A 26,505-nucleotide genomic window follows, 5' to 3' on the forward strand; every position below is an offset into this window, starting at 1 on the left:
ACGACACTAAGGTCGCTGTATGTCATGGAATGTCGTGCTGTTCGGCGTGATGACCGAGCTTTTCGGGTGGGGTGTCGCAGGCCGCGCCCTCTAGAGCAAGGAGGGTGACAGGGGGCCCTTGGCCGGCAGGTACGCGGGCTTCGGCGGAATCTCCATCGCCGGGGCGTCCGACTGCACGCCGATCAGGCTGCCCCCCATGGCGGCCGCCAGGATCGCGCCGATCACGGAGACCGGCCAGCCGAAGCGCCGCAGCAGACGGCTGCGCAGACCCGACTGGTCGACGAACACCGGTGCCGGAGCAGGCTCCCACTGACGCGATTCAGCCACGTCGGGCAGTGCCGAGTGGACCGATCCGCGCCTGGGAGGTGTGTCGACGTCGTGCATTACTTGTGGCCTTTTTGTGCAGGGTGTGAAGACCGCTGAAGCGTAGAGCGGACCGTAGCGCATGGCCTGGATCGATTGGTACGTGATGTGCGTATTTGACATGATCCGATCGAGTGTCGTAACCGGATCGGTATGCCGACAGACGCCTCCGGACCCTTGAATGACCAGGTCGCGAACATGAGGCGAGATGGCTTGAATCCTTCGCTAGGATGACCGCTCGATTCACGCGACCAGCGATCGATCCGCATGCAACGGGCGTGTCCGGTCACCGCCTCTATACGCCCCAAGGAGCCCGTGTGAGCCAGCCCCGCCGCACCTCTCGTCGCACCTCTCGTCGCCGAGCACGGACCGCGCTCGCACTGCCCGCCCTCCTGTGCGTACTCGCCGCCTGCTCCGCCGCCCCCGCGACCGGCGGGGGCTCCGACGCCGCCGGTCCCGCGCGGGACGCCTCCCCGACGCCCACCGGACCGCCGGGAACCCTGTTCGACAGCTTCGACTACACCGGCGCCGACGACCCTTCCCTCGCCGCGCACGGCTGGGAGGTCCGTACCGGCGGGGGCGGCCCGGGGATCAAGGACACCTGGAGCGCCGACGGCGCCGCCTTCCCCTCCGACCCGACGGCCGAGGGGGGCAAGGTGCTACGACTGCGCTCCTCCACCGACGGCACCGCGCAGGGCACCACGCAGGCCGAGGTGCAGACCACGAGCCGGAACTTCTTCACGGGAACCTTCGCCGCCCGGGTCCACCTCAGCGACGAGCCCACGAGCGGACGCGACGGCGACCACGTCGTCCAGACCTTCTTCCCGATCTCCCCCTCGGACTCCTCCGAGAACTACAGCGAACTCGACTTCGAGTACCTGCCGAACGGCGGCTGGGGTTCGGTGGGTCCGCAGCTCGACAGCGTCAGCTGGTACAGGGCCGACCCGCCGGACCGGGTCCACAACACCCTCGAGCGGCGCCTCGGGGGCTGGCACACCATGGTGATCACCGCCATGGACGGAAAGGTCACCTACTCCCTGGACGGCAAGGAGCTCTTCACCAGCTCCGGCAAGTACGTCCCGCGCGAGCAGATGGACATCCACTTCAGCAACTGGCTCATCGACCTCCCCTTCACCGGCGGTCCGCGCGTCTGGGACATGAAGGTCGACTGGGTCTACCACAAGGCCGGCGAGGCCGTCTCCCCGGCGGACGTCCAGAAGACGGTGGACGGCTTCCACAGCGCCGGCACCGACTACGTCAACACCGTCCCGAGGCCCTGACCCCGGCAACCCCGACCCCCACGGAGCGCACCCCGACCGAGTCGAGGCGCGCTCCGGCCGGTCGAGTGCGCCGGTCCCCCAGTGGGTCCCCGAGCGGTCTCCGAAGTGGACCTCACGTCCGGCCACGCCTCCCCTTCGACGCCCTCCACCGAGATATCCGCCCCGATCAGCGCTTCTGGACCCACGTCTGCTGGCACGCCTACGGAAATCCCATCCGCTCCTGCAGTCGATCCGCGGACCATCAGGATCCCCAAGGATCCCCTCGCCGCAGTGATCAATCCCGCCTACACACGAGCCGGCGATGAAACGCAACCACTTGCCGACGAGTGGAGTGCGAGCACCCTCGCCGGGAGCCCCGAAGAGCATGGCGCCGAGAAGGCGATCCGGGACCGTATGACGTCCATGCCGGCCACCAAGGACATGGACTTCATGAAGCCCACGATCACATTCAACCAGCGGGCACAGACCGTAATGGTGACCGGCGGACCCGTCCCGCAGTTGCCAGAGGACTATCAGACCGTGTCTGAGGTCTCAATCAGTGCGGACAGGCGGCGAGGCTGCCACTGCTTGTTGTCCGAGGTAACGCCTATGGTTCCGGCTATGAGCGTTCCCGATGTCATCCCGATCAGACACGAGCCTGACTACCGCACGAGCACGATCGGGCGATGGCAGGGTGGCCAGTTCTTCGCGTCGGTCACCGCGGCCTTCCCCGAGGGCTGGAGCGGCGACGACTGGCAGCCGCAGAAGCGTTGGTGCGCGGTGCTGCATCGGTTCGACGGAGCCGGCCGGCATCTGGACTCGCGCATCCAGTTCACCGGCACCACAGCGGACGGTGAGCAGAAAGCAATCGACGCGGCCCGACTGCTACTCGATGAGTGGCTGGATGCTCTTCCGGAGCGGCAGTACCAGGACATCGCGATCGCACCTTTCGCCGTCCGGCTCGAGGGATCCCTGTTCGGTCTGGTCGTGGAGGACGACGTGGATGAGGAAGACGACGAGGTATGGGCCGAGTTCTACCCCGACGGCCTAGGCTTCAACGCACCCTGGAACGGCTGCTACGACACCTGAACCCCCGCCGACGAGGAGCCGCGGGCCACTCCGGACGGCTGCCCGGCCCCGGGCCAACCGGCGCACCATCACGCCGATCATCGCCCAGCGAATCATCGTCTCCGCGTGCGCCGGACTGCTCTCGTAGTCCCGTGCGAGGCGCCGGTGGGCGGTGATCCACGAGAAGGTCCGCTCGACCGCCCAACGCTTGGGCTGGACCTGGAAGCCCCGCTGGCCTGGGTCTTTGCGCACGATGCCCAGCTCGCGACCGAGGATCGAAGCAGTCCAGTCGACCAGGCGGCCGGCGAAGCCCTGGTCCGCCCAGATCTTCTGAACGCTCGGATGGTCGAGCCTGGTCCACAGCAACGGCCGTGTCGCGCCGTCGCGGTCCTGAATGCTTACCGCGACGACGTCGACGGCCAGGAGCAGGCCGAGGGTGTCGGTGACGATGAATCTCTTGCGGCCCTTGACCTTCTTGCCTGCGTCGAAGCACCTGGTGGAGGCGGGGACGGTGTCGGCGGTGCGGACGGACTGCGAGTCGATCAGGCCCGCGCTCGGCCCCGCGTCGCGGCCGTCGGCTTCACGGACCTTGCCGCGCATGGCGTCATGGATGCGGTCGACGGTGCCGTCGTCGTGCCACCACGTGAAGTACCAGTACACGGTCGGCCAGGGAGCAAAGTCCTTCGGCAACTGCCGCCAGGCGCAGCCGGTCCGCACCACATAGAAGATCGCGTCCACGATCCGCCGCCGCGGATGCCTCTCACGCCGCCCGCCCTTCGGCCCGACCCGCGCCGGCGGCAGCAACGGCTCCACCAACGCCCACTGCTCGTCCGTCAGGTCCGACGGATACCCGCACCCAGTACCACTCACCACAGGCTCGACGAGCGCCCCTGCCCGGCGACACGGCAGATCTCAAAGACGGTCTGACACGGCCATAGCCCCGCCCGCAGCCGCCGTCGAGGCCATCCCCATCGGCGTCCGCCTCAAGACCGACGTCGAATACCGCCCCGACCGCCCTTCTCCCTACCGGGCGCGTGTGCGCTGGTGGGACCCCGAGAGCAAGTCCCGCAAGTCACTCTCCGCCGCCAAGGAGAGCGAAGACGAAGCCCAGGAGTGGCTCACCGGCCTCATCGAAGCCGCCGAGGCCGGTACCAACCCGTCGCTCGCCACCATGCCATTGGCCGACTACGGCTCCGCGAACATGGAACTCGCCTTGCGCGAGCTCGAATTGAAAGCACGCGACCCCTACCTGTCTGGGTGGAAGCTCCGCGTGCTGCCCGCACTTGGGCATCTGCCGGTTCGGATGATCACCAACGGTGGGGTCGACCGCACCGTACAGAACTGGATCGCCGACGAGCACGGCCGGTCAACCGTCAAGAACAGCCTCGCTGTCCTCGTCCGCGTCATGGAGCAGGCGGTCCGCGACGGCATCATCAAGGTCAACCCGGCCCGGGTGACGGGCTGGCAGAAGCTCTACAAGCCGGCCGAGGACGAGCTCCTCAACCCCCGCGCGCTGGCGCTGCCCGACTGGCAGGCGCTCGTCCAGCTCGCCGACACCCTTGTCTCGGCCTCCTACGGCGAGTACCGAGGCTGGGACGAGGTCGTCCTCTTCGCCGCGTGCACCGCCGCTCGCATCGGCGAGGTCTCCGGATGTCGGGTCGGGGACATCGACACCACCAACTGGATCTGGACCGTCCGACGGCAGACGACCCCCGCTCCTGGCGGCCTGGTCGGCAAGGGAACCAAGGGCAAGCGCGCCCGCCAGGTACCCATCATCGAAGAGATCCGGCCGCTCGTCGCGCAGCGCGTCCTTGCCGCCGGTCCCGATCCCGACGCCCGTCTGTTCACGGGCCCACGTGGCGGCCGCATATCGACTGCGGTTCTCCGCGACGCCACCCACTGGGACACCGTCGTCACCAAGCTCGGGTACGAGCACCTGCGCCGCCACGACCTGCGCCACACCGGCCTCACCTGGTTCGCCGGCGCAGCACTGACCGCCCACCTCAGCGTGCTCCGCGCACCACGGTCCCTGCCCACTGCGATCGCGGCCGCCCGCTGACGCGGTCAAGGCGGGTTGGTCCCCAAGTGGTCCCCACCAGCCCCATGGTGTACTGCCATCAGGTGGTCGGTGAAGCGCGGCGTCCTGGCCGCACAGCGAGCTGCGGTCGCTCATCCGCGAACCTGTGGAGACCAGTAGGCGAGGGTGCCTCGACGACCTGGAGATCGCCGGGCGGTTTGTCTGGACGAGCCTGGCGGCATGATGGGTGCCAAGGCCCGCGCCTACCTCCACGACGCGCTGAACCGCCTCGGCGTCACTCTTGAGACCGGCGCCCGCGTCACCAAGGTGCTGCACGACGCCGTCGAGCTGGCCGACGGCCGGCTCGTCCGCTCCGACGCGTGCCTTTGGACCACCGGCGTCAAGGTGTCGCCGCTCGCAGCCGACGCCGGGACCGCCACCGCCGACCGCGGCCTCATCCTGGTCGATGCCACTCTGCGCTCGGTTTTCCCCCCCCCCGGAGATCCACGCCATCGGTGACTCCGCCGCGTCCCGCGCCCGTCGCGCCGGAGGCGGTCCGAGCGCTCCGGAGCGTCACACCGCCCGCGTGCCCCGCATGCCTACGGAGCGTGCTCCTCCGCCCGGTCGAAGACCAGGCCCGAGGACGTCTCACCGCGCCCCGGTCGGGCGCGCCGCGCCGTCCACAGCACGCCCCGCCCGTCGCGGGTCCGCGCGTACTGGTGGGAGCGGGTGAGCCGCACGCCCTCACGGGGCAGCTCCTCCGCGTACAGGTCGTAGGCGTTGGGCAGGCCCGGCGCGAGCAGCCGCCCCAGCGGAAGCCTCGGGGCGCCGTCGGGTCCGTCGAGGTGGCCGAGCCTCAGCAGGTACGTGCCGGGGCGCGGCTCCCGCGGAAGCAGCGGGAACCAGTGGTCAGGCACGTCGGTCATCAGCCGGTAGACGGCGGTGCTGCCCGCCACGGCCGGTGCCGGGTGCTGTCCCGGAGCCGTACGGGAGCGGTCGAGGGAGCCGCCCACCGGTGTCGGCACCCGGCGCTCCACCGCCCAGGCCTGGTTGGCGCCCTCGTCACGAGCGAGCAGCACCTCCTCGACGGGCTCGCCCTCCAGGCCGCCGACGGTCACCGGCGGCACGAAGAGCCCCGCGCGCCGACCGCCGTCCTCGGTGCTCAGCCGGTGCACCGACCAGTGGGCGTCCCCGGTGCCGGTGCCTGGCGCGGGCACCAGCGTCGGGCCGCCCAGCTCCGAGCTGAACGTGTCCCCGACGACCACCGAGGTGAGGGTGGTGAGCGAGCCGACCGGCACCTCCAGCGGCACCAGGTACCAGTCGTTGCCGTACACCGTGGCGAACTCGGCGACCAGCATCCGCGCCAGGTCCGACGGCGCCGCCTCGACTCCCCCGAGGTCCACCCGGGCGTCCTCGAACTCCCAGTACCGGCGCGCCGGCATGCCCGGGAAGCGCACCGGTGCGGGGAACGTGGTGCTCAGCAGCGTCTCCCGCGCGGCGGGAGACTCCAGCCCGGTGTCCCCGCCCGCAGTGAAGTCGGTCCAGTCAAGGGTGCCGCCCTGGTAGCCGGAGGCGGTGAGCGTCGTCTCCTCACCGGCCTCGGACAGGCCGACCGAGAAGCGGTGTTCGAGCCGCTGGGCGTCCCACGCGGGCTCTCCCCCGACGGCGGTGAGGTGCCGCTCGTCGTACCAGGCCAGCCAGGCGTGGAACACGTCGTACGCGGCCGGGGGCAGCCCCCAGCCGGGCTCCTCCGGCGTGGACGCGGAGGCGTGCAGGCTGAACGCGAGGGCGTGTCCGTCCGGGACCCGGCCGCGCAGCACCGACAGGAAGCGGTCCGTGGCCGCGTCGACGGCGCCTTCCTCCCCGGTGAGACCGAGCGGGAAGTCGTCCAGGATCATCGCGACGGCCTCGGCGAGGGGTTCGGCCGGCAGCCCGGCCGAGCGCAGCAGCCGCAGCAGGTGCTGACCGGCCTCCGCGCCCGACCGCAGGTCGGCGGAGGTGGCCCGGCGCCCCGCCGGCTCCGCCTCCACCAGCGCCTCCAGGGGCGTGGCGCCGTCGTAGTCGGTGCCCGCGCCCGCCGCGGGGCCGGGCCGGAAGCGGGTGATCCGGTCGGCGTGCCCACGGACCCGCACCCATACGGGCGTTCCGGCGTCGTCGCCGAGGAACTCGCCCAACTGCCACTGGCGGGCCAGCATCCAGGCGGGGTCGTGCACCTGGCCCTCCAGGGAGGGCCGGAGGTCGCCGGTGCGGGCCCGGGGTTCGAGCCGGGTCCAGCTGGTGATCGAAGACATGGTCCTACCTCGGAAGGCCGCGGGTGAAGTCGGTGGCGACCGCGTCCTCGACGCGGGTGTTCATGGCGAGCAGCGCCGCCGGGAAGAGCTGGCCGATGTCGGCGACGGCCGTCGGGCTGTCGGGGTGCAGGGCCTCGTGGTCGACGGCCCGCAGGCGGGCCAGGTCCAGGGCCGCCTCGACGGTCGCGCCGAGCAGCTCGGGCGACCAGGTCGGCGAGGCGTCCGGCGGGACGGCGAGCAGCACCGTCTGCGGCGGCGCGGCGTCCGGCGCGTCGATGTGCAGGGCGACGCCCGTCGTCTGGCGGTCGCGCGGGACGACCTCCGTCCACTCGTCGACGACGAGCCCCCGGAGCCGCCCGTCCAGGACGGCCTCCGGGTCGACGGGCGCCCCGTCGGGGCCACCCGGCACGTGCAGAACCAGGGACAGGCGCGGGCCGGGGTTCTGCCCGGTCGGGGAGGGCAGGGCCGCCCAGCGCTCGGCGTGTTCCGGGTCGTCCGGCACGGTGTACGGGGCCTGGGCGACGACCGCCGTGAGCGCGTCGCCGCACTCCAGCGCCTCCGCGTACCCCAGCGACGTGACGAGCCGCTCCACGCCCCGCCGCACCCGGCCGAGCCGGGTCAGCCAGCCCGCTGGGGCGTGCGGATCACCGGCGAGCAGTGTGTCGGCGTGTGCCAGGGACTCCGTGAGGGGCCCCGGCGGCGGCGCCGCGAAACCGGGCAGCAGCACGAGCTCGGTGCCCAGCAGTGCCGTCAGGGCTTCACGCGCCCATGCGCCCGGCGGCAGCGCGCCCTCGGCACGGGCCGCGTCGAGCGCGGACAACAGGCCCAGGCGGCGTGCCAGTTCGGGCGTCACCGCCGCCGCGAGAGCGGCGAGGAGCGCCGCGTGCTCGGCCAGCTGCTCCGGCGTGGCGCCCGGCCGCGGCCGCAGCGGCGGGGCGGACGCAGGGACGCCGACCAGGTTGGCCGTGACCAGGCCCCGGTGCAGCAGCTCGACCCTGGTCGCGACCGGTGTGTCGGCCGGCGCCGCGAGATCGGCCACGGCGCGCCGCACGACCTCGCGCACCGCGGCGGCACGCGGTTCCAGAGCCGGATCGTCCGGCGCCGCCTCGGTCCCCTCCGGGGCCCCTTCGGGCAGCGTCAGGTCGCCCGGGCGCAAGGGCCGGGCGCCACGGATCAGTTCGCGCGCCGCGCGGACCGTCTCCAGGAGCGTCCCGATCCCCTCTTCACCGGCGGGCACGGCGACGGGCCGCGAGGCGCCCGGCTCGATCGCGGCCAGCACGTCGTCGGCGTGCTGCAGCAGGTGCCGCTCCAGATCGGACCCTGGGAGCGCCTCGGGGTCCAGGCCGAGTGCCAGCCAGTCCAGCGGGGACAACCGGATCCCGGCGAGCGGTACGGGCCGGGTCGTTCCGTCCGAGAGCCGGACGGTGTACGTGACGGTGGCGGGCGCCGGCAGCAGCGCGATCAGCCACGCGGCGAGCACGGGCTCGGCGAGAGCCCGCGTCTGCGTGAAGGCGTCATCAGCCCAACCACCGCTCCCCGCACCCCAGTCGGATCCGTCACCGGTCCCCGTACCGGAGCCGTCGCCGGTCCCGTCGTCCGGGAGGTCACCGCTGCCGGGCGGCCCACCCGACCCGTCGCCCGAGTCGTCGCCGGAGCCGTCGTCCGCCGGCGGCAGGACGACGATCGGCGGCGTGTCACCCGCGCCGCCGTCACCGGGGTCGACGGCCGCGAGCGTCGGCGCCGTGGTGGTGGCCGTGCCCGTCGGGTCGGGGAGCAGGACGATCACGCGGTGGGTGATCGCGTCGCCCGCGCGCGGGGTTCGGAGGGATTCGAGCTCCGGCGGCGGGGCCTCGCCGTTGCCCATGGCGTCCAGGGTGGCTCCGGCGCGCAGGGGGTTCCCCTGGGCGGCCTGGTGGACGCCCTCCACGAGGAGTGCGTCGGCGACCGCGTCGACCGCGTCGTCGAGGCCGTCGAGGACGGCCTTGAGCGCGGCCAGCTCCGCCGCGGCGTCCGCGGGCACGCCGACGTCGCGGACGAGGTCGAGGCGGCCCGCGGCGCGGCGCCGGTGCAGCCGCAGACCGTCGACCACGTCGTGCGCGGCGATCGTCTCGCTGACGGTGCCGTCGTGGTCGACGTGGGTCGCGGTCGTCGGGGCGAGCTCACGGAACCGGTCCGTCCAGGACGGCAGGGTCCCGATCGGATCGTCCTGGAGGGCCCGCTCGAAGCGGTAGCCGAGAAGGGCGCCGAGCGGCTGGCCCTGGCGGACGCCGTCGAGGATCCACTCGGCCGTGCGGGCCCGCTCCGACGGCAGGTCGATCGCGGTGGGCGCGTCGGGCACGTCGCCGTGGGCCCGCTGAGCGGCGCGCAGCACCGCGGCCGTGGTCGCCTGGGCGAGCGACGGCGCGTGGATCGGGCCGGCCGTGTCAGCCGCCTCGTACAGGGTCCATGGCTCCGAGGTGCCGGGGGCGGCGAGCGGGTCGGTCCGCTCGCCCTCGGGGCGGCGCTCCGGCGGCACCGTGGCCGGCTGCGCGGTGCGCGGTCTCACGTCGAGCAGCCACCCGTATCCGCCGAGGTGGCAGCCGTACGGGTAGGGGGAGCCGGGCCGGCGCAGCCAGGCGAGCCGGCGGGTGGCGAGCGAGGTGATCCACGCGTCGAGGCGGTGCGAGGTGGCGTCCAGGTTCTGTGCGAGCAGCCGTTCCAGGTCTTCGGCGGGCAGCGGCGCCAGCGCCTTGAGGGCGTCCGTCGTCTGGTACAGGGGCTGGAGTTCGGGCCGGTTCCTCGCCTCCGGGGTCCACAGGTACGCGTCGACGGTGCCGCCGCCCGGCCGGATCCGCTTGGCACGCCGCCACACGGTCGCCGTGCGGTCCTCCACGTCGGTGTCGATCAGTTCGGGCTCGCGGCGCTCCGCCGGGCCCGCGCCGAGCACGAGGTCCACGGCGCGCCCGTACTCGGCGAGCAGCGAGTGCCGGGCGAGCCGGTACAGCAGCGGCGTCGCGAGCGCCTGGGCCGCCGGGTCACCGCCCGCCCCGCCGAGGTCGTGCCACCAGCGGGGCCAGGGCAGGTTCTCCCGCTCGGTGGTCCCCGGCACCCGCGCCCACGCGGGCGGGGCCAGCGGGTCGGCCAGCGCCGCGAGGTACTGGGCGGGGGTGCCGCCGGGCGTCCCCACGGGGGCGTCCGTCCACGGATGGTCCAAGGGCCACGCCTTGTTGGCGTACACGACCCGCCCGGGACCGAACTCCCAGGCGGGCAGCCCGAGCCGGGCCGTGAGGTCCCGGACGTGACCGGTGAGCCCGGTGCGCCACTCGTCGTTGAGGCTGAGCGGGCCGAACCGCCACAGCGCGGCCACGTAGTCGGTCCCGACGGCGCTGCGGGCGTGCAGCCGGCGGGCGGTCGGGGCCATGCCCAGGATCTCGGCGACGGTGCGCTGCCCGGCGGCGCCGCGGGTGATCCGCGGCACGGCGTCCGGGTCGGCGGCCGACGGCGCCCATATCCGGTCGCGCAGGGTCCGCAGGAAGCCGGGGACGGCGGGGTCGAGACGCAGTGCCCCGAGGCCGGTGCCTTCCAGATCGGCCCAGCGGTCCAGCGGCAGCACCGGCAGGATGCCGTACGGCTGGCTGCCGACGCGCAGGGCGGGCAGCGGCCCGCCCGGCCGCAGGTGGCGGCGGGCGTGTTCGCGGGCGCCGCGCACCTTGTCCTCGGGGAAGCGGTCCTCGCCGAACTGGCTCAGGTAGTAACCCCAGGTCGCGCCCCACAGAGCGGTGGCCATGTCCCGTGCGGCGGCCTCGTCGCGGCGGCGCGCGTGCCGGGCGCGGGCCAGCGGCGCCGGGCCGCCGGTCGCCCCGGTCAGCGGCAGGCCGAAGGCCTTGGAGAGGACCACCGCGTTGGTGTCCGCGTCGGTCGGCGCACTGTCGGCGTGCCGCACCTGGTACGCCTCGCGGTGGGCGGGGTCGCGGCGGCTGTACCGGGACGTGGCCGTGGCCGTGTTGTTGGAGGGTGCGCCCGGCGGCACGTAGCCGAGGCCGCGCGTGTAGTAGTGCGCCTCGATGAGGGCGTTCAGCTCGGCGGTGGCGGCGGTCGGCTCGTCCTCCAGGACTCCGTACGCGAACAGCGCGGCGTAGCCGGTGCCACGGGGCAGTCGCACCGCCATGCCGACCGCCTCGGCGGCGGCGAAGTCGACGAGCCAGCGGGTGGCCTCGTCGGTGGGCGGGGCCGCCGGGTCGAGTTCCTCCAGGTCGGCGGTGGGCGCCGGGCCGACCGGCAGCGGACCGCCGGCAGCGCCGCCCACCCCGGCGGTGACGCGCGTGACGGCCGCCGCCGCCGGGTCCTGGGGGTGACCGACCACGTACCAGCGGCTGGGCAGGGCGCGGGCGACCGGTCGGCGCGTCCAGCTCGCCTCGCGGTGCTCGCCGGGCGGCGGGAACACGGGCTGGGCGTCCGCGCCGCCCGTGCCGGGCTGGTCCATCGGGTTGCGGGGTTCCATGACGCGGGCGATCCACGCGGCCCGCTCGTCGCCGTACCGGTCGGCGACCTCGCCCCATGCGGCCTTCTCGGCCGGCGCGTCGCCGCGCGCGGCCCAGATGCCGCGCCAGTAGCGGCGCCCGTACTCCTCCTCGTCGGCGGTGAGCAGCGCCTCGTGCGTGTCGATGTGGATCTCGTCCGGATAGATCCGGACGAGCAGTTCGGTGGCGGTGAACCGGGTCTCCAGGCGGACGGGCAGCAGCACCACGGGCAACGCTGTGGGCAGGGTCCAGGCGGGAGGTGGAGGCGTGGTCATCTGGGTCCGTCCAGGTGGCGTGCGTTGGTGGGCGGCTGGGCCGCGCGGTAGAGGAAGCGGCACGGTACGTGCCGGGCGGGGCGGGCCCCCGCGCGAGGGCACCCGGTCACGAGGCGCCGTCCGGGGCCGGAGCCGGGTACGCGACCGGCGGCTGGTAGGCCTCCGCCGGGATCGTCGGGAGGGCCGACAGGTTGTCCCCCGGGTCGTCGTCGGCCACGGTCCGCAGGTAGCGCTCGCCGCTGCCGTCGGGCGTGGCGACGACCGCGGCCCGTACCCCGGGCACGTGCTCGACGTACAGCGCCTGACGGGCGTCCAGCGCCGCCAGGGCCTCCGCGCGGGACATGCGCCACCAGCGGCCGTCCGGGTGGCGGCCCGCGATCTCGCGGACGAAGACGCGGTCGCTGCCCGGCACCCGTTTGCGGACGTGGGTGACCCGCAGGCCCGGGCCGTGCAGCGGGAGCAGCGCGGAGGCGTGGTGGGCCACCCGTACCGGCCGCTGGAGCGTGATGTGCGCCAGGGTCGCCGCGTTGCGGCCCCACGAGAGCATCGGCGCTCCGGGGCCGGGGTGCAGCGGGCGCGGGTCGGCGCCGAACGCCGGGCGGGTGCCCACGTGCGTCAGGGCGGCCAGCTCCTCCGCGCTGCGGACGGTCGCCGCCCAGTCGACGTCCCGCCACGTGAAGGGCCTCGGCCCGTACACGGCGTCTCTCGGCGGTTCGTCCAGGCCGAAGGACGGCGCGGTCGGGTGCTCCTCGAACACGAAGAACCAGCCCGGGTCCGTTTCGGAGCCCAGCGCGTCCGCGACGGTCAGCGGGAAGCCGACGAAGAGCACGTCCGCGCCGATCTCTCCGGAGAACACCGGCTCGATGCGCTCGCCGCCGAGCCGGCGCGGCCCGCCCGGAGCGAGCGGCGGCAGGGCGCGGCGCGCGTGCAGACCGAGCGACGGGAACCGTCGCACGACCTCGCCGCGCACGAGCAGCACGACCGCGTCCCCGCCGCCCGCCGGCCCGCGCACGTGCCCGCCGAGCCCGGTCGTCCTCCCCCAGTCCCGCACCGGCGGCACGTCGGGCTGTTCCTGCCCCGGCTCGACCGTGCCGCGCGCGTCCCAGAAGTGCCGGAAGGCGGTGGCCCGCCGGTCCGTCGGGAACTCGCGCCACAGCAGTTCGCGGCCCAGCTCGTGGTTGGCGCCCGCGAGGAACGACTCCACGAACTTCCCGTTGGCGCACAGCAGTGTCACCGTGTCCGGCGGCACGTTCTGCACCCCCGGCAGCAGGTGGTCGCTGCCCAGCTCCGTGAGCAGCTCGGCCATGGGCTGCGCGAAGGACGGCGGGGCCAGCAGGGGCCCGAGCGGGTCCGGCAGGCCCGAGCCCACCAGGTCCGCGCCGTCGATGCGGGCCGCCACGCGGGCGGTCACCGCCGTCTCCGGCTCGGTGGCACCCCTGACCGCCTGCGCCAACTGTCTTAGCGGCACCTCCGGTTCGACCTCCTGGAGGGCGCGGTCCTGCGCCGCGAGCAGGGCGTTCTGGTGCGCCTTGGCCGCGTCCCGGAAGTCGGAGGTGATCTTGCGGCGCCGTGTGGCGACCGTGCCGGGCAGGTCCGCGAGGGCCACGCCCGCGCCCTGGTTGACCCAGCCGTACCAGGCGCCCGCGTCGGCCGCGATCGGCGCGGACCAGGCACGCGGCGCCCCGGTCCCGCCATCGACGTCCCAACCGATCCGGTAGGAGGCTGAGTTGGCGGCCGGGCCGTCCTCCAGGACCAGGACGACGAGGTCCGGCCTCTCGCTTCCGCTGAAGTCGGCGACGGTGATCGCGGCACCGGCAGCCTTCGGAACGGTCCCGGGCACCTGCACGACCGGTCCCCACGTGGTGATCCGCCCGCGGGCGTTGATGTTCCAGCCGACCCGGTACGAGGTCGTGGCCCCCGCTGCCGTCTGTTCGGTGAGCATCACGATCAGCTCGGGCCGCAGATCGTGGTTGAGATCGGCGACCGCGACGCCCAGGCCGCTGACGGCGGGCGCGTAGTCGTCCGGTCGTCCCGGCCAGGGCAGTTCGACGGAGTCCGACCAGCCGCCGCGCGCCACCCCGTTCTCGGGCGAGATGTTCCAGCCGATCCGCATGAAGAGCCGTTTGTTGCCTTTCAGGCCGCCCAGGTAGACGACGATCATCTCCTGGTTGCCGTCCCCGTCGAGGTCGGCGAGGGTGGCACTGCCCGCCTGCACGTACGCCGCCTCGGTCAGCCCGCCGGACGACGTGGTGGGCGTCGACATGGGGGTCGGCATGGCCACCGGCCCCACCCAGGACGACGCGTTGGCCTCTCCGTCGAGATCCCGGGCGATCATGTACCGGCCGAAGTTCCCGACGTGTCCGTGGTTGTTGTACTCCTCGATCCAGAACACCAGGGCGTCCGGGCGGCCCGAGTTGTCCAGGTCGGCGGTGGCGATGCCGAAGCCCTGGGTGTCCTCGGCGCTCAGCCGCTCGGTGATCCCGGGTCCGAGCTGCCAGCCGCCGCGCACCGAACCGTCGAAGTCCGTGGCCCGGCCCACCCGTAGATAGGGGGTGTTGATCCCGGCCGGCGCGTCGACGTGGCCGACGAGCAGGTGCGAGAGGAAGCCGAGCCTCGGCCGCCAGCGGATGTGAGCGGGCGGGGCTGCCGCCGGGTCGCCCTTGCCGCCGAACTCGGGCCGGCCCAGCTGGTACCAGATGTTGTCGCGCGCGCGGTCGACGACGACGAGCTGTCCGTCCACGACGGCGTGGACGAGACCCTCGTACGTGGCGCCCTGGACGCCCTGGTCGGGGCCCCAGGGGATGCGCCCGCCGCCGGGCAGGGTGCCGGTGGGCGGGTACACGAGCACCGTGGACGTGGTGGAGGAGAACACGGCGTTGCCGTCGTGGCCGAGCCCGATCATCCGGGAGAGCGGAGGCAGGCCGTTGACCGGAAGCCAGAGGATGTTGGTGCCGAAGTACCAACTGAGGTAGAGCACGCCGTCGTTGCCGACGCCGTAGTAGCGCCCGTCCTGGGCCCGTACGGGCACGCCCCGGTCGGCACCGAAGCCCTGCGGGGTCGGCTGCGCCCCGGTGAGGTCCTGGTGCACCCAGTCGGTGCCGTTGTGGGTGAGGCGCAGAAGGCTGCCGACCCGGTTGACCAGGAGCAGCTCCCAGGTGTCCTGTGTGCGGACGCCCTTGATCCAGAAGCCGCCGGGCATGCCGAGCCGCTTCCAGCCCCAGGACGCCTCGCGGCCGTGCAGCTCCCACAGGACGCCCCAGTCGTCCACGACGTACGCCGCCTGGTGGAGGTAGTTCGAGGTGGTGGTCCCGTCCGGGCGCCGGTAGCGAACGGCGGTGGTGAGCCGCCCCTCGCCGGTCACCAGCGGGCGGGTGTAACCGGAGGAGCTCTCGTACGGCATGCCGTGGTGCTGCCACACCCACTGCTCGCCGTCCCAGCGCAGCTGGTACAGGTTCCCGTTGCCGCCGATCACGAAGACGTGCAGGTCGCGGACGGCCGAGGGCGGCGAGGCGCAGGTGGTGCCGGGCGGGTAGCCGTGGTCCACCCATCCGGGCACGTCCTGCTGGGTGACCCGGGACATCAGGCGGCCGTCGCCGGTCACGACGAACACCCGGTTCGGCATGGCCGCGCCGACCCAGCGGACGGTCGGCACCGCCGGCGCCACGTCCTCCCTCGGTTCGGTCGGGTCCTTCTCCCACCAGCGGGTGGTGAGCCGGTCGGCGGACAGGTCGTCGAAGGTCTCGCTGCCGGACAGGTCGTTCACGCCGGTCAGGCCCGCGGGCGTCGGCAGCGGCGGCACCGCGGCCTCGGTACGTCGCGCCAGCGCGGCCGCGAGACCGGCCGCGGCCGCGTCGCCGCCGGACGGCGCCGTCCCGGCCGCGGCCGCCCGGCGCGCGACCGGGCCGCCCGGCCGCAGCAGCCGCCGGAACGCCGGGTCCATCGCGGCGGCGGCCTCCTTGTTGCGCCCCAGCTCGCCGGCCGCCGTGCCGCCGCCGTAGTCGACGGCGTCCCGTACGGCCGAGGTCATCTGGAGCATGCGGGCGGCGAGCCGGTCGTCCCCGGTCCCGGACCCGGTGCCCCCGCGGGGCAGCCTGCGGTGCAGGCTTTCGGCGACCGTACGGGCCAACTGGCCCTGCCGCAGGGTCTCGTTGGCACGCCGCAGCTCCGCCGCCTGGTCCCAGGCGGCGGCCACCAGGTCCTCCTGGTTGCGCCGCACCACCTCGGCGCCCAGCGCGGCCGCCACCCGGTGACGGGGGTCCAGGTTCAGCTCGCGCAGCCAGAGCGGCCCCGCCTGCGGAGAGGGCAGGCCGACGGTGCCGGCCTGCGCGGAGCCGTACACGGGCGGGGTCAGGGCGGTGTTGAGCGGCCCGGGGTCGAGTGCCGCCTTGTAGGCGGTACGGAACGCGGCGGCCGTCTCGCCGTGCCACGCGCGCGGCTCCGTGCCCGCCGAACGCAGCGCTCCTTCCAGGTCGAGGACCCGCCCCGGGTGGCCCGCGGCGAGCTCGGGCAGGCCGCCGCCGGCCGCGCCGACGTCCATCGGGCGGGTGCCGATGTCACCGGGCAGGGCCCGCGGGGTGAGGGCGCGCACGAGGGACTCGAAGTCGCCGTCGAGCCCGGTCGCGAACCGCCAGTGGTGGTAGACGGGAAGGACCCACTCCGTCTCCTCCGGAAGCTCGCCGGTCGCCGGCCACGCCGGGTGCAGCTCGCCCTCCGGCACCGGCAGCCCGAGGCCCGCGAGGCGCCCGGCGTCGAAGGCGGGCACGACGGCGGCGAGGTAGCGGGTGCTCGGGCGGAGGCGGCGCGGGCACAGCAGCCGGGACAGGGTGCGGTCCGGCTCCTCGGCCAGGATCCGGTCCACCTCCGCCTCGCCCGCCTCCTCGTCGGCCGCCACCTGGGCGTGGGCCCACGCCCAGGACTCGGCGAGGTCCGGCAGCTCCGCCCGACGGCAGCGCAGACGCGGCAGCCCGCCCTCGGAGGGCAGCACCTCGGCGTGGTCCTCCTCCACCACGACGAGGACCAGCCAGGGCCGCAGCCGGCCCAGTTCGGTGGCGGCGGCCGGGGTGAACAGCCACGGCAGGTCCGGCCGGTCGAACTCGACGGCCGGGAACAGGTGCGGCTCGGCGTCCGACGTCCCGGCCGCCGGGAACACGCGCAGCACCTGCCCCGTGTCGATCCCGGTGACGTCGCCGGGGCCGAGCAGCCGGGCCGGCACGGTGAGGGGGTCCCGCCCGGTCAGCCGGGGCCGCAGCGTCACGTTCGTACGCGCGGCCATGGGCCCGGACGTGGCGTCGACGGCGCCCCCGGCGGCGGCGAGTCCCTCACGGACCCAGGACAGGAAGGTCAGGCCGCTCAACGGGTCCCTCCGAGGGTGAAGTGATCGGTCGAAGAAAGGGGGGCGGGCCCGCAGCGGGACACGGACGGGGCCGCACCGTGGCCGCGGTGGGCCTCCCGTCCGGCTCGGGACGGGAGGCACTCCCCGGGCAGGCCGGGGGAACCCGGGGGCCGCCCGGGCGCGGGGGACCGGGGGATCAACGGACGCCTCCCACGGCGGCCCCGGCGATCTCCGGGGCGACGCGCAGACCGGCCGTGTCCAGGTCGCGGCGGTGCTCCGCGGCCTCCGTCCAGGTGGTGCCGGTCGTGACCGGGCCCTCCGGCGCCGCGCTGTCGCCTGCGAAGGCGTGCCGCAGGGCGGCCGTCTCCGGCCCCGTGACACGCCAGCGGGTGTCCCGGACGCCGAGGTCGCGGGGGGCCGTGGCGAAGCGCCGGCGGCCCGTGCGTCGGGTGGTCGCGCGGGCGGCGGGTCCGGCGGCGGTGCGCAGACCCCCCGGACCGAGGCCGAGGGTCTGCGGCTCCCCGGCGCCGCCGGGCTCGGTCACGCGGTGGGGGCCGTCCTGGAGGATCTCCTCGTAGTCGGTGACGGACGCGAACACCCCGTCCCGCTCCCTCCGGCGCGCCACCGCGCCCTCCGCCGTGGCACCCGCCGTCAGCAGGTCGAAGGAGGGGGCGGCGAGCTTCTGCTCGTCCGTGAGGTCGAGGAACTGCGCGGGTGCGAAGTACTCGCGGGTGGGCGTGAGGCGTACGGTCAGCGTCTCCGTCGCCGGGTCGGTGTCGTCCACCGTCAGCTCGGGCGCCAGGTCGAGCCGGTGGTCGCCCGCGATCGGCGAGGAGCCGAAGCGGGTCAGGGTGACGCCGAGCGGGGCGACGCGCTGCGTGAACGACAGTCCGCCCAGTGGGTGGACGACCAGCTGTCCTTCCGCGTCCGGGAGTTCTCGCAGGGTGACGACGGTCCGGCCCGCTCCGGTGAGCTGCGCGGTCCAGTTGCGGGGGTCGGCGAGGGCCTGCTCCACCCGGGCCGCGACGTCCACGGCCGCCGGCAGGGCGGCCGGGACGGCGTGCCCGCCGAAGGTACGGTCGAAGCTGATCTCACCGCTGAAGAAGAGGAGTTCGAAGCGAGCCCGGCCGCGTACGTGCCAGGGGGCCGGTCCGGACAGGGCGACCTCGACCGCGACGCCCATCAGGGTGCGGCTGCCCCTCTTGAGGGACACGTGTCCGGCGATGTCCACCTCGAACCCGAAGGGCTCGAACCGGACCAGGGCGTCGAAGGCGAGCAGCCCCTCCACGCTGAAGCCGAGCGCCGCCGCGTACAGCTCCAGACGGGCACCGAACTGCACGGTGTTGGAGGTGAGCGCGAAATATGCCTCCAGGCGGACGCGCGGGTTGTCGCCCTGGAGCAGCGACAGGTTGAGCCGCCGTAGTTCGGGGAAGCCCTCGGGGCGCTGGAAGCGGGGGTGGAAGCCGCCCGCCGACAGCGCGAACTGTGGGGTGCCCTTCCAGCGGGCCCGCATCGCCATGTCGCCGGTCAGCGCGAAGGCCGCGATCCTGGAGTCGTAGAGGGTCGCGTCCACCGACGCCTCACCGCGCTCGAAGTCGATGACTCCGAGCACGTCCATGTTGACCACGACGAGCGCGGCCTCCTCGCGCGGCAGCGCCATCCGCAGCCGTCCGAGAAGCACGAGCCGCACCGGCGTCGGCAGTTCGAGCAGCAGGCCGAGTTCGAGCGTGAGGAGGGTGGGGGTGCCCCAGCCGATCCGGGCCATCGGTCCGACCACGTGGCGTCCGGGGGTGGGCGGGAAGACGGCCCCCAGGGTGGCCACGATCTCGGGGGCCCGGGCCAGTGGGTCGCGGGGGAACAGCACCGAGTCCAGGGCCTTGCTGCGGATGCCGGCGCGCAGGGTGTCGACGGAGACGGACCGGTTGACGCCGATGAGCCCGCCGACGCCGGAGAGGGTGAATCCGAAGCCGAGCTGGATCGGGGTGAACTCCGCGGAGACGAGGACGAGGAGGGAGAAGCCCTCGGACCCGTCGGGCATCCTCGTGGTGAGCAGGCCGACGGCCTTGAGCGCGATGCTCTCCAGCTGGAGCGCCAGCACACCCGCGTACTCGCCCTTGTCCTGGTCGAAGAAGAGGTACCCGCCGCCGGTCACGGGCCCGGCGGACACCTCCAGGGCCGCTCCCTTGGGCGGGGCGAAGGCCGCGCCCAGGCCGATCGGACCGAGGTTGCCGTCGGACGTGGCGAGTCCGGCCTCCAGACCGATGCGCTCCACCGTGGCCCGCACGGGTCCCAGGTCGAGCCGGGCCGTGGCGGACACCGAGGCGGTCAGCCTGCCCTCGGCGGCGTCGGCGCCCAGTCCGAGGTGGATGGCCTGGAGTTCGACCGGTCCGAGCCGGGCGTTGACCGGCAGGGTGGCGTCGAGTCCGGCGGAGCCGGTGAAGCTGAGACCTTTGCGGCGCGACCACTGGAGCCCGAGCACGAACTCGGTGCGCAGACCTTCCGGGGGCAGCACCTGTGCGAGGAACCCGTCGCCGTCGCCGCCCGCGACGATCAGGGTGGCCTGGTCGGCGGCGATGCCGATCTCCAGGTCGTCGGCGCTCTCGGCGCCGTCCGGCACCTCTTCGAGGAGCGCCTTGATCCAGGCGCGGAACCGGCCGATCTCCAGGCGGGTGCCGCTCGCGCTGCCGAGGAGCAGGGCGGGCGTCCTGTCGTGTGCCCCCGACTTGGCCAGCTCCAGGCCGAGTTCGACGCGCCCGGCGGTGTCGGTGCTGAAGGACACCCCGCCGGGGCCGATGGCGACGGCGGGTCCGGCGCCGGACAGATCGGCGCCGAGCGCCCAGCCACCGCCGAGGAGCTGGTGCACGGAGGCCTGGCCGCGCGGGACGACGACCACGCCGAGGTCTCCCGAGGCCGGGGACGAGAGCGCCAGGGTCGCGCCGATCTCGCCGCTGACGCCCGGCGCGACGGCGATCGGTATGCCGAGGGTGAGCATCCGCCGCCCGAGGGCCAGTGACGCCTCGTCGAGTTCGGTGCCCTCCGTCTCGCCCAGGCCGACGAGAACACGGACGCCCAGCTCGTGCAGGAGGCCGCCGAGCCGGGGCAGCAGCTTCGCGGCCAGCGCGTCGGCGGTGGCCTCGTCGACGAGGCCGTCCGGCAGGTAGTCGGCGCGCAGTGCGGCGACGGGATCGGTGACGAGGTCGATCAGCCGTTCCGGGCGCAGCCGGGCACGAGCGACCGAGGTCCGTATCTCGTCGCCGTCCTGGTTGACGACGGCCGTCTGCGGTCCGGCCTCCTCGGGCAGGACGAGCACGCCGAGGAGCACCAGGACGTGGTAGAGCACGGCGTGGTGGCGCAGCAGCCAGTCGGTGACCAGGAAGTGGACGACGTCCTCGGCGAACGCGGCGGCGTCGACGGCGGCGAGGGCCGGCGGCACGTCCCGTACGAGGTCCACGGCGTCTGCGACGACGTCGAGGAGCTGGCCGAGTCCTTCGAGGTCCTGCGGCGGGTTCTCGACGAGCTGCTGGAGTCCGCCGACCGCGCCGGCGGCGGTGGTCAGCCAGTCGGCGACGTCGGCGGCGCCCTGCTCGCCGACGGCGGCGGGGTTCCAGCCGATCCGGGCGAGCAGCCGGGCGAGGTGCAGCGGGTTGGCGACGGCCTCGGTGAGCGGTTCGACGATCCGCAGGATCTCGGTGACGAGGGCGCTCTGACCGTCGGCGGGGCCCTGGGGCGCGTCGGGGTCGGCCGGCTCGCCCTCGGCGGGCAGTTCGGTCATGACGGCAGTCCTTGGGTGTCGAGCGTGAAGTCACGTGCGGTGCGCAGGGTGCGCTGGTCGGCGGGGAGGTCGGCGAGCGGCAGGGTGTAGTGCCGCGGGTTGCTTCCGCCGAACCAGTCGGGCCATTCGTTCACGACGCGCAGGGTGTGACCGGGGTCCTTGTAGCCGGCGTGGTAGCCGTGGTTCGCCGGATGCGGTTCGACGACGTCCGTGGACGAGGTCGGCGTCCGGGGGCAGGGGTTCTTGGCCAGGATGGCGGCCGCCAGGGCGGCTTCGTGGGCCGCCGTCCAGGTGGAGGGGTCGGGCCCGAAGGCGAGTCCGGAGTCTGCTGCGGCCCGCTGGACCACTTCCTGGAGCCTGACGGAGGCCCTGGCGGGAGCGCCCCGCAGGAGGACGGCCGGGGAGAAGACGTGCCAGCGGTGGAGCAGCGCGGCGGTCTTCTCGGAACGGAAGACGTCCCCGATGGTCGTGCCGGCCTGGAGCGGGAAGGGGTTGGTCGCGGTGGGGTGGTTCCAGGGCACGGACCGCAGGTCGCGCAGCCGCATCCGGGCCATGTCCCACATCGCGCGGCGGAAGCCGTCGTCGGTGCGGCCTGCCATGACGAAGCGGTAGTACCAGTGCCAGGTCTTGAAGTACTCGTGCTCGGCGTACTGGCCGTACACCTGGGTGACGCCGGGTCCGGGCGCGGGGAAGCCGTGCAGGGGCGCGGTGCTGCCGTCCTGGCGGGTGAGGACGCCGCGGGCCGCGTACTTCCGCTGGCCGGCGACCCAGGGCGCGGGGTCGCCGGTCTGACCGTCACCGACCCAGGCGCGGTCGGGCCGCACTCCGAAGAGTCCGGCGACCTTCTGGAACGAGGCCTCGTTGCGGGTGCGAAGGTAGGCGAGGAAGGCCCACAGCTCGCCGTCGTCCACCTTCCACAGGGCCCGTGCGGGCCGTCCGGGCTGGGTGGCGGGGACGTAGACGCGGGCCCCGAAGGTCCAGTGGCACAGGCCGAGCGAGGCGAAGGCGTGGTCGTAGCAGTTGACGGCGTCGAAGTAGCCGAGCGCCTCGACCTCGGCGACCGCCCGGATCACCTTGTACGTGGCGAGGGTGTCGGCGTCCAGGTCGCGCAGCGGTGTGCCGATGAGGGCCTCGGGGGTCATCTCGGCCTCGGGCGCCCAGGTGTGCCCGCGCTCGGGGTAGCCGACCGGGCCGGACATGGGGCGGTACGGGTCGCCGGCGGCCAGCGACGGGTCGTCGTACGGCACCCGCTGGCCGATCGGCGTCCTGCGGTCCGGCTCCCAGCTGTCGGCGGGCCGGGTGGCCGGGCGCGTCCAGTGGTCGGTGAAGTCGCGCGCGAACATCTTCGGCGAGGTCACCGAGTTGTTGGCGGTCTCGTCCCAGCGCCAGACGTTGTCGGCGAGCCGGGCCGGGCGGGTGCCGGTGGCGGCGATGACGGCGACGGCGGACGGGGTGGAGCCACTGGCGTTGCGCCATGCCTCGACGACGACAGGGCAGCGCAGGCCGTCCGCCTTCCAGCGGGCGATGACCTGGCGGGTGGCGGTGTCGGCGACGCCGGAGACCTCGCCGGTGAAGCGGCGGGCGGCCGGAACCTCGACGCCCTCCAGGGCCGACGCCCAGCGCTGGTCGCGCAGCACGGTGACGGCGTCGCCCGCGGGGTGTGCGGCGGCGCCGGTGCCGTCGGAGGCGCGGGAGACCGTCCAGGTGGTGCCGGACACGGCAGTGACGGTGAGGTTCTCGTCACCGACGCGGGCCTTGAAGGGCAGTTCCGGAAGGGTGCCGCCGGCCGGGGCGGTGAGCGTCGCCGTGGTCGCCGTGTCGGTGAGCGGCTGGGCGAGGCGCACGACGGCGGTGGCGACCCGGGCGACCCGGGCCATCTTCGCGTACGCCTGCAACTCCCGCACGGCCCAGCGCACCTCGCGCCCGAAGGAGCCGTCCCGTGCCCCGACCACGCCGAAGCCGAGCTCCTGGAGGTCGCGTTGCAGTGCGGTCACGTGGGTGGCGGCGGTGAGTCCGGTGGTGCCGCCGCCGGTGGAGGCGTCGGTGTCTCCCTCGCGCAGGGTCGTGCCGCCGTACAGGTCGGGCAGGGTCGACGGCGGGGCGCCGGTGGTCTGGCCGACGTCCAGCGGGACGACGAGCCGGGTCAGGGGGGCGCCGTTCTGGTTGCCGGGCAGGTGCCACCAGAGCGTCTGGACGACCGACTTGGCGTCCTGGCCGTCCCAGGTGAACTGGACCTCGCCGATGTTGTTGCGGCCCACGATCTCCCGGCCGCTGCCGGTGACCCGCAGGTAGTCCAGGTGGTTGTCGGCCGCCTGCACGTACTGGGCGAGGGCGGCCCGGCGGTCACCGGTCGCCGGGAAGGAGACGGGGGCGGGTCCGCCGGGGCGGGGAGCGGTGCCGTCCGGGTCGTCGTGCCGGTAGTACGCGAGCTCGTACTCCCACTCGGGCTGCGGGCTGTACACCGTGGTGCCCTCGACGAGGTCGAGGACGGCCGGGCTCTCGTGCGCGTATGTGACCCCGGAGGGTTCGCCGGCGTGGTCGTAGGTGCGCACCTTGAGCGGGTCGCCCGACGGGTTGGCCCAGCCCGCCCGGCGGGCGGAGGGCAGGCTGATGTTGCTGAGGTTGAAGCCCATGTGGTGCAGCAGCATCGTGCCGGTCGCCTGGTTCTTCAGCGAGCTGGCGGTCAACTGGGCCAGCACACCGCGGACCTGCCCGGGGGCCGAGCCGAACGGGGCCGCCGCCCGGTAGGCCATGCGCGCGGCGAAGCCGTAGTGGACGTCGCCGCCGAGCGAGACCACGCGGCGCCGCCGCACCCCGTCCGCGCCGGGTGCGGCGTGGCCGAGCACCCGGGCGATGAACTTCTCGAAGGCACGCGGGTCGTGGCCCCACGCCTCGTAGTCCTGGTCGAGCTGGCCCGCGTAGCCCTGGATGCGCCGCACGGCGGGCTGCGCGAACTCCTCGATCACCGGGTCTCCGAGGACCGGGCACGGCGACAGGAGCACGGTCACCTTCTCAAGGCCCTGGTCCGCGGGTGCCTCGATCATCGAGGCGAAGGCCGCGTCGGAGTAGACGAGGGACGGCGGATCGGTGAAGCCGCCGCGGAACACCCGCTGCGTGCGGGTGTCCACGCAGACGAGCTGGTGGGCCGCCCAGGTGATCGCGTAGTGCCAGGTGAGGGAGCCGTCCTGGCGGACGATCCGGCCGGCGGGGTCGACATCGGAAGGCGTCCCGGTGCGCCGGGCGATCACCGCGGCCGGGCCGGCCGCGGTGTGGTCGGGCGCTGCGAGGGCGGTCAGGAGCTCCCGGCCCGCCTCGCCGCGCGGACCGTCGGCGAACTGCTCGGGCGTGTTCCCCCATCCCTGGCAGACCGCGTACGCGGCCATTCCGTTGCCGAGGAACTGCCGCCCGTGCACGGTGCCGCAGACCTCGTGGACCCACTTCTTGGAGATGAACCAATCGTCGGTGATCTCGTGGTCGTCGAACATCATGTACGTGGCGGTGTTCGCGAGGGCCCTGCGGACCATGCCCAGGGTGCCGCGGAATCCGTCCACGCGGTCGCACTCGGCGACGTAGTCCATGAGGCGCTCGTGCGCCTTCTTGTACTGCGGCTTGTCGCGCAGCCCGAAGAACTCGGTGTGGTCAGGGTCGCCGAGGGCGGCGGACTCCTTCGGGAACAGCTCGGCGAAGAACCGGACCGGGGAGACCGCCGGCCACAGCGCCGGTGACCAGACGAAGAGGTACATGGCGAGGAACTCGGACAAGCGCAGCAGATGGCTGCGGGCCGCGGTGCTCGTCATGTGGAAGTCGGTGAGGATCATCTCCTGCCGCCAGCCGGGCCGGAACGACCACTTCTGGGAGGCGGGATGGACCGTCGGGAAGGTCTCGTCGCGTCCGAGCAGTGCCTTGCCGTACTCCGTGCACATGTGCAGAAGGCCGTCGGCGACGTCGTCCGCGTAGATTTGGTCGCCTGTCAGGATCAGTTGCTGTGGCCGGCGTTCGGCCGAGCCGGCGTCCGCCTTCAGTACCTCGTCGAGGATCGACAGGGCGTCCGTGCCCTCGGCGTGCGGTTTGCGGCACGAGGCGTGGAAGAGCCGGAGCGCGCCGGGACGGTCCGGCGGGGTGACGAAACTCGGCAGTGTGGGGGCACCCGAGGTGCCCTGGTAGAGCAGGGCCGCGCGGGCCGCGTCCTCGGTCGCCGCTATCACCTGGGGGGTGAAGAGCCCCGGAGAACCCGCGGCCACCGGGACCGTGGGCGCGGACAGGTCCTCACCGAACCGGAGCGCGTATCGGTGGATCGCGCCCGGCCTGAGGGTCCCCCCGGAGGGGACCGTGGCGGTGACCGCGACGATGTGCAGGTGCTCGCCGATCCGCGCGGTGACCCGGGTACCCGTGAGTGTGGGCGTCGCGGGCAGCGGTCCCGAAGCCCCTTCGTACACGTCGAGCGTCACCTTGCGCGGCGCCTTCAGAGCCAGCCACACGGTGGCGCTGCTCTGGTCCACCCGCCGCACGATCGGCCCGGCCAGCACCAGCGGCAGCCCCGCGACGTCCAACGACGGCAGCTCGGACACAGCCCCTCCCCCGCTCCCCCACCCACGTCCCCGCACGGGCGACACGTCTCGTCACCGACGACACCGACCGCACCATGCCGATGCCACCGGGTGGTGCGCGGGGCATGCAGCGGCGACGGAAGGGCGGGCGATTCGGCGCCCGCGCACATGCCCCCGGCACGTCACCACTGTGCCGGACCGGTCGGCCCGGCTCTACACGCGTTCCGCTGGGTGGAACAGCGCTGTGAAGGTCGTCGGCGTGGCTCCCGCCACCATCGCGCGCGTGACGGCCGTGGCAGCCTCGGCCAAGGACTCGACGAGAGGTTCGAGGCGGCGTCCCGACGGCACCACGGCAGCGAGTGACGCCACCGTCCTGCCGTCCGGTGCGCGCACGGGCAGCGCCGCGCAGCACACCCCTGGGACCACGTCCTCCCGGTCGAGGGCTGCCCCGGGGCGCACGGGGCCGCGCAGGGCCTTGCCGGCCGCCGTGTCCAGGCCGAACGCGATCCCGTCGCGTACCGGGAGGACCGGTTCGACCTCACCGGGCACCGAGCCGACGATCAGGGCCAGGTCCTCCCACATGACGGTCAGCACCGCGGTGGCTCCCGTCATGGCACGCAGCCGGTGCAGGGGCAACCGGGCCGCGGCCCGCAGGCCGGGGTACGGTTCCCAGGCCTGGCCCAGCCAGTAGAGCTGTGTGCCGACCCGGTAACGCCTCTCATGCCGCTCGACGGCTCCGGCGGCCGCGAGTTGGTCCAACAACCGGTGCGCGGTGCCCTTGGGAACACCGGCGGACTTCGCCAGTTCGGTGACCCCGGCACCGTCCGGGTACGACCGCAGGCACTCCAGCAGGGCAAAGGCCCCCTCCAGCACCCCTCGGCCCCGTCCACCCGCGCCACCGGCTCTGTGTACGTCCATATACCCCCCTGCGATCCCCACCCGCGCCAGAATGGCTCCGAATGCAGGGTAACGATGCGTCAGACCTGATGTCTCGACAAATCGTTCCACGGGAGGATGTACGCGGGTCGTCCTGCTGCGGACCGCGCCGAGCCCCCTGATGGACGGCTGCGGCCCGTGCGCCC

At 73.8% G+C, this 26,505-nt stretch carries 12 protein-coding genes; 4 read left to right on the plus strand and 8 right to left on the minus strand.

Going from position 1 to position 26,505, the window contains the following annotated elements:
* Positions 1-90: 90 nt before the first annotated feature.
* Positions 91-327: a hypothetical protein gene (locus ACIQFX_RS16865; protein ID WP_402463693.1), complete on the minus strand. Its 237-nt coding sequence runs from the start codon at positions 325-327 to the stop codon at positions 91-93.
* Positions 328-680: 353 nt separating this feature from the next.
* Between ACIQFX_RS16865 and ACIQFX_RS16870 the strand changes: the two genes are divergently transcribed.
* A complete protein-coding gene (locus ACIQFX_RS16870) occupies positions 681-1,643 on the plus strand; it encodes a glycoside hydrolase family 16 protein (protein WP_402463695.1) in 963 nt (320 codons plus the stop codon).
* A 270-nt stretch (positions 1,644-1,913) separates the two neighbouring features.
* Positions 1,914-2,711 (plus strand): hypothetical protein, encoded by a 798-nt coding sequence (locus tag ACIQFX_RS16875; protein WP_402463697.1) that lies wholly within the window; start codon positions 1,914-1,916, stop codon positions 2,709-2,711.
* Here the strand turns inward: ACIQFX_RS16875 and ACIQFX_RS16880 are convergent.
* Positions 2,670-3,560: an IS5 family transposase gene (locus ACIQFX_RS16880; RefSeq protein WP_402463699.1), complete on the minus strand. Its 891-nt coding sequence runs from the start codon at positions 3,558-3,560 to the stop codon at positions 2,670-2,672. The genes ACIQFX_RS16875 and ACIQFX_RS16880 overlap by 42 nt on opposite strands.
* A 64-nt stretch (positions 3,561-3,624) precedes the next feature.
* On the opposite strand from ACIQFX_RS16880, the gene xerC reads away from it, so the two are divergent.
* Positions 3,625-4,749, plus strand: a complete 1,125-nt coding sequence (xerC, locus tag ACIQFX_RS16885; protein ID WP_402463852.1) for a tyrosine recombinase XerC — start codon at positions 3,625-3,627, stop codon at positions 4,747-4,749.
* A gap of 198 nt (positions 4,750-4,947) precedes the next feature.
* On the plus strand, positions 4,948-5,226 hold the full coding sequence (locus ACIQFX_RS16890) for an FAD-dependent oxidoreductase (protein ID WP_402463701.1): 279 nt from the start codon (positions 4,948-4,950) through the stop codon (positions 5,224-5,226).
* Between the two features lie 80 nt (positions 5,227-5,306).
* Here ACIQFX_RS16890 and ACIQFX_RS16895 read toward each other — a convergent pair whose 3' ends face one another.
* The 6 genes from ACIQFX_RS16895 to ACIQFX_RS16920 all read right to left on the minus strand — a co-directional run bounded on the left by ACIQFX_RS16895 (position 5,307) and on the right by ACIQFX_RS16920 (position 26,341).
* Positions 5,307-6,998 (minus strand): hypothetical protein, encoded by a 1,692-nt coding sequence (locus tag ACIQFX_RS16895; RefSeq protein ID WP_402463703.1) that lies wholly within the window; start codon positions 6,996-6,998, stop codon positions 5,307-5,309.
* 4 nt (positions 6,999-7,002) lie between these two features.
* Complete coding sequence (locus ACIQFX_RS16900; protein WP_402463705.1) at positions 7,003-11,772, minus strand: hypothetical protein; 4,770 nt, start codon at positions 11,770-11,772, stop codon at positions 7,003-7,005.
* Positions 11,773-11,878: 106 nt separating this feature from the next.
* The gene (locus ACIQFX_RS16905; protein ID WP_402463707.1) at positions 11,879-17,125 is read right to left on the minus strand and encodes a DUF3892 domain-containing protein; all 5,247 of its coding nucleotides are present in this window, start codon (positions 17,123-17,125) and stop codon (positions 11,879-11,881) included.
* 175 nt (positions 17,126-17,300) lie between these two features.
* Complete coding sequence (locus tag ACIQFX_RS16910) at positions 17,301-20,876, minus strand: DUF6603 domain-containing protein (RefSeq protein WP_402463709.1); 3,576 nt, start codon at positions 20,874-20,876, stop codon at positions 17,301-17,303.
* Complete coding sequence (locus ACIQFX_RS16915; RefSeq protein WP_402463711.1) at positions 20,873-25,444, minus strand: peptidoglycan-binding protein; 4,572 nt, start codon at positions 25,442-25,444, stop codon at positions 20,873-20,875. The genes ACIQFX_RS16910 and ACIQFX_RS16915 overlap by 4 nt, the downstream gene beginning before the upstream one ends.
* 192 nt (positions 25,445-25,636) lie before the next feature.
* A complete protein-coding gene (locus ACIQFX_RS16920) occupies positions 25,637-26,341 on the minus strand; it encodes an IclR family transcriptional regulator (RefSeq protein WP_402463713.1) in 705 nt (234 codons plus the stop codon).
* Positions 26,342-26,505: the final 164 nt, after the last annotated feature.

It is taken from the genome of Streptomyces sp. NPDC093089 (genome assembly GCF_044754405.1).
Classification (GTDB): Bacteria; Actinomycetota; Actinomycetes; order Streptomycetales; family Streptomycetaceae; genus Streptomyces.

What these genes read in the sequence shown, in the direction of transcription:
- ACIQFX_RS16895 (WP_402463703.1), bottom strand. Translation starts at nt 6,998, where the DNA reads ATGTCTTCGATCACCAGCTGGACCCGGCTCGAACCCCGGGCCCGCACC.
- ACIQFX_RS16910 (WP_402463709.1), bottom strand. Translation starts at nt 20,876, where the DNA reads ATGACCGAACTGCCCGCCGAGGGCGAGCCGGCCGACCCCGACGCGCCC.
- ACIQFX_RS16920 (WP_402463713.1), bottom strand. Translation starts at nt 26,341, where the DNA reads ATGGACGTACACAGAGCCGGTGGCGCGGGTGGACGGGGCCGAGGGGTG.
- ACIQFX_RS16900 (WP_402463705.1), bottom strand. Translation starts at nt 11,772, where the DNA reads ATGACCACGCCTCCACCTCCCGCCTGGACCCTGCCCACAGCGTTGCCC.
- ACIQFX_RS16890 (WP_402463701.1), top strand. Translation starts at nt 4,948, where the DNA reads ATGATGGGTGCCAAGGCCCGCGCCTACCTCCACGACGCGCTGAACCGC.